The sequence below is a fragment of the Micromonospora sp. NPDC047753 genome (genome assembly GCF_040642735.1).
Classification (GTDB): Bacteria; Actinomycetota; Actinomycetes; order Mycobacteriales; family Micromonosporaceae; genus Micromonospora.
Genome location: NZ_JBEYSL010000275.1, coordinates 1 through 8,947, shown reverse-complemented (window position 1 = coordinate 8,947; position 8,947 = coordinate 1). Strand labels below are relative to the sequence as shown.

General features: G+C 71.3%; 10 protein-coding genes. 9 read left to right on the top strand and 1 reads right to left on the bottom strand.

Annotated elements, in window-relative coordinates; genetic code table 11:
• The 6 genes from ABZ749_RS21815 to ABZ749_RS21790 all read left to right on the top strand — a co-directional run.
• A partial coding sequence (locus tag ABZ749_RS21815; RefSeq protein ID WP_357230380.1) for an ABC transporter substrate-binding protein occupies positions 1–618 on the top strand: 618 nt, incomplete at its 5' end.
• A gap of 62 nt (positions 619–680) precedes the next feature.
• Complete coding sequence (gene pip, locus ABZ749_RS21810; protein ID WP_357230378.1) at positions 681–1,634, top strand: prolyl aminopeptidase; 954 nt, start codon at positions 681–683, stop codon at positions 1,632–1,634.
• Between the two features lie 177 nt (positions 1,635–1,811).
• Complete coding sequence (locus tag ABZ749_RS21805; protein WP_357230376.1) at positions 1,812–2,462, top strand: DUF998 domain-containing protein; 651 nt, start codon at positions 1,812–1,814, stop codon at positions 2,460–2,462.
• Between the two features lie 33 nt (positions 2,463–2,495).
• Complete coding sequence (locus tag ABZ749_RS21800) at positions 2,496–2,867, top strand: YciI family protein (RefSeq protein ID WP_357230374.1); 372 nt, start codon at positions 2,496–2,498, stop codon at positions 2,865–2,867.
• 37 nt (positions 2,868–2,904) lie between these two features.
• Positions 2,905–4,143, top strand: coding sequence for a sigma-70 family RNA polymerase sigma factor (locus tag ABZ749_RS21795; RefSeq protein ID WP_357230372.1), 1,239 nt, complete (start codon positions 2,905–2,907; stop codon positions 4,141–4,143).
• A gap of 90 nt (positions 4,144–4,233) precedes the next feature.
• Complete coding sequence (locus ABZ749_RS21790; RefSeq protein ID WP_357230370.1) at positions 4,234–4,461, top strand: hypothetical protein; 228 nt, start codon at positions 4,234–4,236, stop codon at positions 4,459–4,461.
• A gap of 96 nt (positions 4,462–4,557) precedes the next feature.
• On the opposite strand, the gene ABZ749_RS21785 is transcribed toward ABZ749_RS21790, so the two are convergent.
• Positions 4,558–6,702, bottom strand: a complete 2,145-nt coding sequence (locus ABZ749_RS21785) for a prolyl oligopeptidase family serine peptidase (RefSeq protein WP_357230368.1) — start codon at positions 6,700–6,702, stop codon at positions 4,558–4,560.
• Between the two features lie 86 nt (positions 6,703–6,788).
• Between ABZ749_RS21785 and mshB the strand changes: the two genes are divergently transcribed.
• The 3 genes from mshB (at position 6,789) to ABZ749_RS21770 (ending at position 8,749) form a co-directional block, all read left to right on the top strand.
• The gene (mshB, locus tag ABZ749_RS21780; protein WP_357230366.1) at positions 6,789–7,715 is read left to right on the top strand and encodes an N-acetyl-1-D-myo-inositol-2-amino-2-deoxy-alpha-D-glucopyranoside deacetylase; all 927 of its coding nucleotides are present in this window, start codon (positions 6,789–6,791) and stop codon (positions 7,713–7,715) included.
• Between the two features lie 17 nt (positions 7,716–7,732).
• A complete protein-coding gene (locus ABZ749_RS21775; protein WP_357230364.1) occupies positions 7,733–8,170 on the top strand; it encodes a hypothetical protein in 438 nt (145 codons plus the stop codon).
• 114 nt (positions 8,171–8,284) lie between these two features.
• Complete coding sequence (locus ABZ749_RS21770; protein ID WP_357230382.1) at positions 8,285–8,749, top strand: hypothetical protein; 465 nt, start codon at positions 8,285–8,287, stop codon at positions 8,747–8,749.
• Positions 8,750–8,947: the final 198 nt, after the last annotated feature.

Genomic DNA, 8,947 nt, shown 5'->3' with positions numbered 1-8,947 from the left:
GCCGCGCCGCTGACCACGCTGATGCCGCCGGCCACCATCGGCTACAAGGCGTACGACGTCTACCCGGCGGGCGCCAACGGCAACGTCGACAAGGTCAAGGAGCTGCTCGGCGGCAAGACGCCGGAGCTGGTTCTCGGTGTCGCCGACAACTCGACCGAGCAGCAGCAGGGCGCCCAGCTCAAGGCGAACCTGGAGCGCGCCGGCTTCAAGATCACCGTCCGGAACATCTCGGACGACGCGAAGCTCGACGAGATCAAGAAGAAGAACAACCCCTGGGACCTGTACATCGGTAACTGGGCGGCGGACTGGCCCAGCGGGGCGTCAATCCTGCCGGTGCTCTACGACGGCCGGACCATCAAGGCCGAGGGCAACAGCAACCAGTCCTACTTCAACGACCCGACGATCAACGCTGAAATGGACCGCATCCTGGCCATGCCCCCGGCCGACCAGGGACCGGAGTGGGCCAAGCTCGACGAGCGGATCATGAAGGAGCACGCACCGGTGGTGCCGTTCTACGTCGACGTGGCCTACAACGTGCACGGATCCAAGGCCGGCGGGATCTTCATCTCCAGCGTCTTCGGCTACCCGTCGTTCGTGAACGCGTACGTCAAGCCGTAAGTCACACCGCAGACCAGCAGGGTCCCCTTCCGACAACGTCGTCGGGAGGGGACCCTGCTGTCATGGACTGGTACCCGCCCATCGAACCGTACGACTCCGGGATGCTCAGCGTCGGCCACGGCAACGAGCTCTACTGGGAACTGTGTGGGAACCCCGGCGGCAAACCCGCGGTGTTCCTGCACGGCGGCCCCGGCGGTGGTCTGCTCCCCGGCAATCGGCAGTACTTCGACCCGTCCGGCTACCGCGTCATGCTGTTCGACCAGCGAAACTGCGGTCGCAGCCGGCCCTTCGCGGGCGACCCGGAGACGTCACTGGAACACAACACCACCCCGCATCTGGTGGCGGACATCGAGCAGCTACGCGAGCACCTGAGGATCGAGCGTTGGCTCGTCTTCGGAGGCAGTTGGGGCAGCACCCTCGCCCTGGCCTACGCGCAGGCCCATCCCGAGCGGGTCACCGAACTCGTGCTCCGCGGCGTGTGGTTGGTTCGCAGGTCGGACGAGGCATGGGCGTTCACCCCGGCGGGGGCGGCGCACCTTTTTCCCGCCGAATGGGCGGCATTTCGTGGCGCGATCCCCGTCGCGGAACAGGACGACCTTGTCGGCGCTTACGGCCGCCGCATCGCCGACCCGGACCCCGCGGTCCACGGCCCGGCGGCCCGCGCCTGGATGAACTGGGAACTCTCGGCCAACACACTGCTGCCGATGGCGCCGCCCGGCATCGACGACGCCAGCCTGCTGGCGTTCGCCCGCATCACACACCACTACATCAGTAACGGCGGCTTCCTCCCGCGGGAAGGCCTCCTGGCGGGCGTCGACCGCATTCGTCACATCCCGACGGTGATCGTGAACGGCCGATACGACATCAAGACGCCACCGAACCAAGCCTGGGACCTGCATCGGGCCTGGCCTGAGGCGACGTTCCACATCGTGGAGGACGCCGGACACAGCGGCTCCGAACCCGGCACCCGCAGCCTGCTCATCGAAGCCACCACCCGGTTCCTCGCGCCAATGTGATCGTGAGTCGACGTGTCGGCCGTGCGGTGAGCAGAACGGCCACTGCCGTCCGGGCCAGCCGAAGCGCGAGCGAGAGACCCGGCATCGACGCCATGTGGCTCAGGTCACTCCTGTTGGGTGTCAAGGTCCGAGGTGCGGCAGCGAGGTAGCGGCAAGCAGCCACCACGGAGGAATCTCATGGCCACCCTCGCCGCCACCGCCCCCACCCGCCGCCGCTCGTCCGAGCGCCTGCTCCTCGCCGGCAGCCTCGCCGGACCGCTCTTCTTCGCCTCGGCCGTGACGCAGATGCTCACCCGCGAGGGCTACGACATCACCCGGCACCCGATCAGCCAGCTGGCCACCGGACGTCTCGGCTGGATCCAGATCACCACCTTCGTGCTCGCCGGCCTGGGCGGGATCGCCCTCGCCGTCGGCGCCCGACGCACGCTCACCCACGGCACCGGCCGACGTGCGCTGCCAATCCTCGTCGGGATCTTCGGTGCCGGGCTCGTCGCGGCCGGGGCGTTCACAATGGATCCGGAGTACGGCTTCCCAATGGGGACTCCAGACGGGCCGGTCGACGAGATGTCCTGGCACAGCGTCGCGCACTCGGCGGCGGCCGCCATCGCCTTCACCGCGCTGGCCGGCGCCGCCATCGTGCTGACGATCCGTCACATCCGCCGTCGGGCCGTCCTGCCGGCGGTGCTGAACGGCCTTGCCGCGCTCATCCTGCTGATGCCGATGTCACCGAGCCACATGAGCATCCAGATCGCCGTGAACGGCCTGGTCGCCTTCACCTGGACGACGGTCGTCGCCCTCTCCCTGCGCCGTTCGAACCAATCGGCGTAGCGTGGCCCGAGCCCCACGAGCACGAGGATGACCATGAAGTATCTGCTGCTCAGCTACACGCCGGCCGCCGCCTGGGACGCCGCGACCGCCGACACCGCGTCCGAGGAAGCGCTGGCCGCGTTCGCCGCGTACCAGCGGTTCGAACAGGAGCTGATCGAGACCGGCGAATTCGTCAGCAGCGAAGGGCTCGGTCACCCGGTGGTCAGCACCACGGTCCGCAGGGCCCCGACCGGTGTGGTGGCCACCGACGGCCCGTTCGTCGAACTCAAGGAGGTCCTGGCCAGCTTCGCGGTGATCGACGTGGGCAGTCAGGAGCGCGCCGTGGAGATCGTCTCCCGGATGGTCGAGGTGCTGGGCGAGCCGATGGAGATCCGGCCGATCATGGGGGCGGACTTCGCGGCATGACTGCCCGGACCCACCGTCACCGAACGGCAGCATCGGCGTGACGCCGGACGTCGAGCACCTGCTGCGCACCGAGGCGCCGCAGGTCCTCGGCGCGCTGGTGCGGCGCTTCGGCCACTTCGACATCGCCGAGGACGCGGTCCAGGAGGCGCTGCTGGTGGCGAGCAGGACGTGGCCGGCCGACGGCGTGCCGGAGAACCCGCGCAGCTGGCTGATCCGCATCGGGTACCGGCGGATGATCGACCTGCTCCGCGCCGACCAGGCTCGACGCCGCCGCGAGCGGCACGCCGGCATGAGCGAGCTGGCGATGCAGGATCCGGCCCGCAGGGCGCGCCCTGCGGTGGACACCGACGAGAGCCTCACGCTCCTGCTGCTCTGCTGCCACCCCGCGCTGAGCCTGACCTCCCAGGTGGCGCTCACCCTGCGCGCGGTCGGCGGCCTGACGACCACCGAGATCGCACACGCCTACGGGACTACCGAGAACACCATGGGCGCCCGGATCAGCCGCGCCAAACAGCAACTGGCCCGCGCCGGCGCCCGGTTCACCCCGCCGACCGACGCCGACCGCGACAGCCGGCTGAACGCCGTCATGCAGGTCCTCTACCTGATCTTCAACGAGGGCTACACCGCCTCCACCGGAGACGAACTCACCCGCGTGGACCTGACCCGCGAGGCGACCCGGCTGACCCGCATGCTCCACGACGCCCTGCCCGACGACCCCGAGGTGACCGGGCTACTCGCCTTGATGCTGCTGACCGAGTCGCGGCGCGCTGCCCGTGCCGACGGCGACGAACTGGTGCCACTGGACGGGCAGGACCGGACCCGATGGGATCCCGAGCTGATCCGCGAGGGCACCGACCTGATCAACGGCGTCTGGCGGCGGCGCGAGGTCGGCACGTACCAGCTACAGGCGGCGATCGCGGCCGTGCACGCCGCCGCCACGTCACCGGACCAGACGGACTGGCCCCAGATCGCGGCGCTCTACCTGGGACTGGAACACCTCAGCCCGACCGCGCCGGTGCGGCTGAGCCGGGTGGTCGCGGTCGCGCACGCGTACGGGTCGGCCCGAGGGCTGGCCCTGCTCGACGACCTCAACCGGGTCCACCACCTGGACGAGGAACCGCTGACCCGGCAACGCGAACGCGCGATCCGCGCACATCTGCTCGAGATGACCGGTGACACGGCTGGCGCGGCGGCCCGGTACCGCGAAGCAGCCGTGCTGACCCAGAACCAGGTCGAACAGCGGTACCTCCAACGCCGAGCCCACCGCCTCGGCTGACCGATCCTCGGCCCGAGCTGCTGAGCTGCGGATCAGGGGACCAGCACCACGCCACCGCGCACGCCGCCTCGGGCCAGCCGCTGCCTGGGAGTGCTGCGTCTGTTGTCGGACGTCCGCTGGTACTGGTTCAGGTTGGCCGCGATCCTGCTCTTCGCCGCGCCGTTCCCCCTCTTTGTAATCAGCGCCTACGGTCCGCCGGAAGCTCTGCCCGTGGCAGCCGCCCAGGTGCTGATGGCACTGCTCATCGTGCAGCCCAGGCCGAATTCGGGCGGCTGGGCGAACCGAGATCCCGCCCTGAAGACCATCGGTGGTAGCTGAACGGGCCGGCGTGGACCGTCGAGCCGTTCCACGCGCTGCCCGACGGCGTGGTCGCTCAGGAGGCTCGATGTGCCGCGCCCAGGTGTCGAATGCTGCTCACAGCAGGTGGGTGCGGAGGAAGTCGAGCTCCAGGGGGAGTAGCCGCTCGGCGGTGCCGTTCGCGGCCATGTGCGTAGCCCCGGTCAGCGGCAGCACGGCGTGCGGTCGGCCGGTGCTCAGCAGGGCGGCCGAGAGCCGGAGGGTGTGCGCGGCCACCACGTTGTCGTCGGCCATGCCGTGCACCAGCAGCAACGGGCGGGCGTGATCCGGGCTGGTGACCGGTTCGGCGGCCAACTCGACCAGCGAATGGTGCGCGTAGATGTCCTGGCCGTCTTCCGGCAACCCCAGATAACGCTCGGTGTACGCGGTGTCGTACAGCGCCCAGTCGGTCACCGGGGCACCCGCGATCCCGCACCGGAACAGCTCCGGGTGACGCAGCACCGCCAAGCCGGCCAGCCACCCGCCGAACGACCAACCGCGCACCCCCACCCGTCCCAGGTCCAGGTCCGGGTGCTTGCCGGCGAGCGCGGTCAGCGCGTCGATCTGGTCGGTCAGGACAACGTCGGCGACCCGCCGGTGGATCGCCTTCTCGAACGACGGGGCCACGCCCGGCGTACCCCGGTTGTCGATGGTGACCACCGCGAACCCGGCGTCGGCCCACCACTGCCGCTCCAACCACGCGGCCCGCGCCGCCACGACCTCCTGGTGCCCCGGGCCGCCGTAGATGTCCAACAGCACCGGCAGCCGCCGGCCCGTCACGTGGTTGTCCGGGTAGAGCACCGCCGCCGGCAGCCGCCGGTCGGTCACCCGTTCGAGCAGCGGCAGCGGAGAATACGGCGGGGCGGCGGCGAACGAGCGCAACTCGGCGATCTCCTGATCGCCGCGACGCACCGTCCAGCGCACCCCGGCGTGATCCAGCGACGCGACCCCGACGGCCAGCACGTCCCCGCCCACAGCGGCGGTGTACCAGCCGGAGTCGGTGGTGAGTCGACGCGCGTCCACCCCACCGCCGATGGTGGTGCGGACCCGGAACAGGTGCCGCTCGCTCGGCTCGCCGTCGCTCGCCTCCACCAGCAGGTCGGCCGGGCCGGTGGCGGCCGGCAGCCGACCCACCACCCGTCGTACGTACAGCGACGGCGGGGTGAGCAGGGTGCCGTCCGCGAACAGGCACCGGGCGTCGTACCCGTCGTGGGCAAGTTCCCCGCCGACCAGTACGCGGCCGTCCGGCAGGTGCGCGGGGGTGCCGGCGATCGGTTCAACCCAGCGCGGATCGGCCAGCTCGGCGTGCACCTGCGTCTCACCTGTGCGCGGGTCGACCGCCAGCACCAGCCCATGCTGCTGCGAACGGCGCAGCACGGTGATCAACGGAGTGCCCTCACCCCAGCTCACCCCGGTCAGGTACGGGTAGGTCTCCCGGTCCCAGTGCACGTCGACCCAGCCGTCGTCCAGGTCCAGCAGGTGCAGGCTGACCTCCGCGTTCGGCCCACCGGCCCGGGGGTACGCGACGGCGGTCGGCGGGCTCGCCGGCTCGGCCGGGTCGTGCAGGTGCCACCGCTCCAGGCGGGACTCGTCGACCCGCGCGGCCAGCACCGAACGGCTGTCCGGCGCCCACCAGTACCCCCGGAACCGGCCGAACTCCTCGGCCGCGATGTGCTCGGCCAACCCCCAGCTCACCCCGGCGTCCTCGCCGGCCAGCAGGGTGTCGGTGCCGTCGGGGTCGATCACCCGCAGTTCACCCCGACGCACCCCTTCGGCGGCGTCCGTCACGTACGCCAGCCGCTGCCCGCTCGGGTCCGGACGTGGGTCCAGCACCGGGCCGGTGGTCACCACCTCCACCACGTCGCCGTGCACCAGATCGGCCCGGAACAACCGCCCGGCCAGCGCGAACACCGCAACCCGGCCAGCCGCGTCCAACGCGTACGAGCCGATGCCGGCGGCGCTGAGCCGCAGCCGCTCGCGGAGCGCGCGTTCGCCGGGGGAGAGGGAGCGGACGTCCCCGCCCTCGCCCAGCAGGGTCGCCGGATCGGCGACCAGCCGCTCCTCGCCGGTGCTCACGTCCAACAGCCAGAGCGCGTCCGCCGGATCCTCGGGGCCGGCGGAGCGCAGGAAGATCACCCGGGAGCCGTCCTCAGCCACCGAGACAGCGCGTGGCGCGCCGTGGCTGAACCGGCGGGTGCGGGCGGCCAGCTCCGGAAAGTCCACACGCCAAATCGTAGAGCCGGAGCGGGGGTGATGTGGCCGACCTGGGCGGACGCGTCAGCGTTGGCTGGGCCGAACCGCCAGTTAGAGTGACCGTCGTGACGATGCTGCCCGACCGCCGCCTGCTGCTGGTCCACGCGCACCCCGACGACGAGTCGATCGGCACCGGCTCGACGATGGCCCACTACGCCGCCGAGGGCGCGCACGTCACGCTGGTGACCTGCACGCTCGGCGAGGAGGGCGAGATCCACGTGCCAGCGCTGGCACAGCTCGCCGCCGCCGAGGCCGACCAGCTCGGCGGGTACCGGGTGGCCGAGCTGGCCGCCGCGTGCGCCGCGCTCGGCGTCAGCGACCACCGTTTCCTCGGCGGCGCCGGCCGCTACCGTGACTCCGGGATGATGGGGCTCGCGACGAACGAGCACCCCCGGGCGTTCTGGCAGGCCGACCTCGACGAGGCCGCCGGGCACCTCGTGGAGATCCTGCGAGAGGTACGCCCGCAGGTGCTCGTCACGTACGACCCGAACGGGTTCTACGGCCACCCCGACCACATCCAGGCGCACCGGGTGGCCATGCGCGCCGTCGAGCTGGCCGCCGAGGAGGGCTGCGCCCCGCTCAAGGTCTACTGGACGGCCCTGCCGCTCAGCGTCCTGGAGGCCGGCATGACGCATTTCGCCGAGTCGTCCGACAACCCGTTCGGCGGCATCGAGGACATCGCCGACCTGCCCTTCGGCACCCCGGACGCCCAGATCGGTGCCCGGATCGACGGCACCGACCAGCACACGGCCAAGGAGGCCGCGATGCGGGCGCACGCCACCCAGATCCCGGCCAACTCGTGGCTCTACTCGATCGCCGGCAACTTCGGTGGCGAGTTCATGGGCGTGGAGTTCTTCACGCTCGCGCTGGGGGAGAAGGGCCCGGGTGCCGGGCCGTACGGCTGGGAGGACGACCTCTTCGCCGGCCTGCCCGCGGAGACCGCCCCGGACCGGTCCCCGGTCGCGGCGGCGGGTTCCCGGTGACCCTGCCGGCCGCACCGATGACGGTTGTGGAGGACCAGGAAGCCCCGCCCCCGGCGGGGCCACCGCCGCGCCTGCTGGACCTGGGCGTCCGGCTGGTCGGTGGGATCGTCGTGGTCATCGCTGGTGTGCTGACCGGCGTACTGGAGCTGCTGCTCGCCACGCTCCGCGTCGGCGGGCAACTGGTCGGCGTGTCGGTGCTCCTCGCCATCGGCGCCAACATCCTGCTGAGCTGGTTCGCGTACGAGGCGGTCGGCCGTCGCTGGGCGGTGGCGCTGCCGGCTGTGCCGTGGTTCGCGCTGATGGCGGTCGCCGCCATCCGAACCAACGAGGGCGACCTGTTGCTGGCCGGCGACAACTGGGTCGGGCTGGCCATGATCGTGGCCGGCGCGATGACCTTCGCGGTGATGGGCTTCCGGCAGATCCTCGCCCCACAGCCGACCATGCTCGGCGGCTGACGCCGGGCTGATTCCGGACGCTGTCGGGTGATGACGGCTCCCAGGTAAGGGTGGTAGATATTCCTGCCAGGGATGCGAACCCCGCGACGGGGCGTACGGCAGGAGGGTCCGGCGATGGACAAGCGGTGGCGTGACCTCGGGGTGCTCGTTGCAGCGCTGTTCGCGGTCAACGTGGTGGCCCGATTGATCATCCGGCTCGGCTTCGACGGTGACGACACCGCCGCCGACCGGGTGTCGCTGGCGATGTTCACGGTGATCGGCCTGATCCTCGCCGTGGTCGCCTTCCGTTGGGGTCGTCGCCGGCCGCTGGCGGGCTGGGCCGCCGACATGGCCCTCGTGGTGCCGGTGGCGATGCTGCTGACTGTGCTGGTCGGGCCCCTGCTGGTCGGTCACGACCCGTTCGCCGGCGGCGCGGCGACGTTCTTCGCCCAGATCTGGCTCTACCTGCTCGCCAGCGGCGCCGGGTTGCTGATCGGCTATCTGGTGCTCACCGCGCTCGGCCGGGACTACCGCTCTCAGCAGCTCAAGCGGTTCGCCGAGGTCAAGGCCGCGAAGCCCCGCCGGGTCGTCCGCCGCTGATCACCGCCCAGCCGGCCCTGCCGACCACCCTCGGCCGGTCCGGCCGTACCGTGCGCCCGCCCGGCCGTACCGTGCGCCCGCCCGGCCGTACCGTGCGCCCGCCCGCACTGAACGTGGTTGTCAACGGCTGGTTCGTCTGGCGCTGGGCGCAGGAGTGGGCGCCGTACTGGCAGGAGGTCTTCCGGCGCGCGTCGCGCG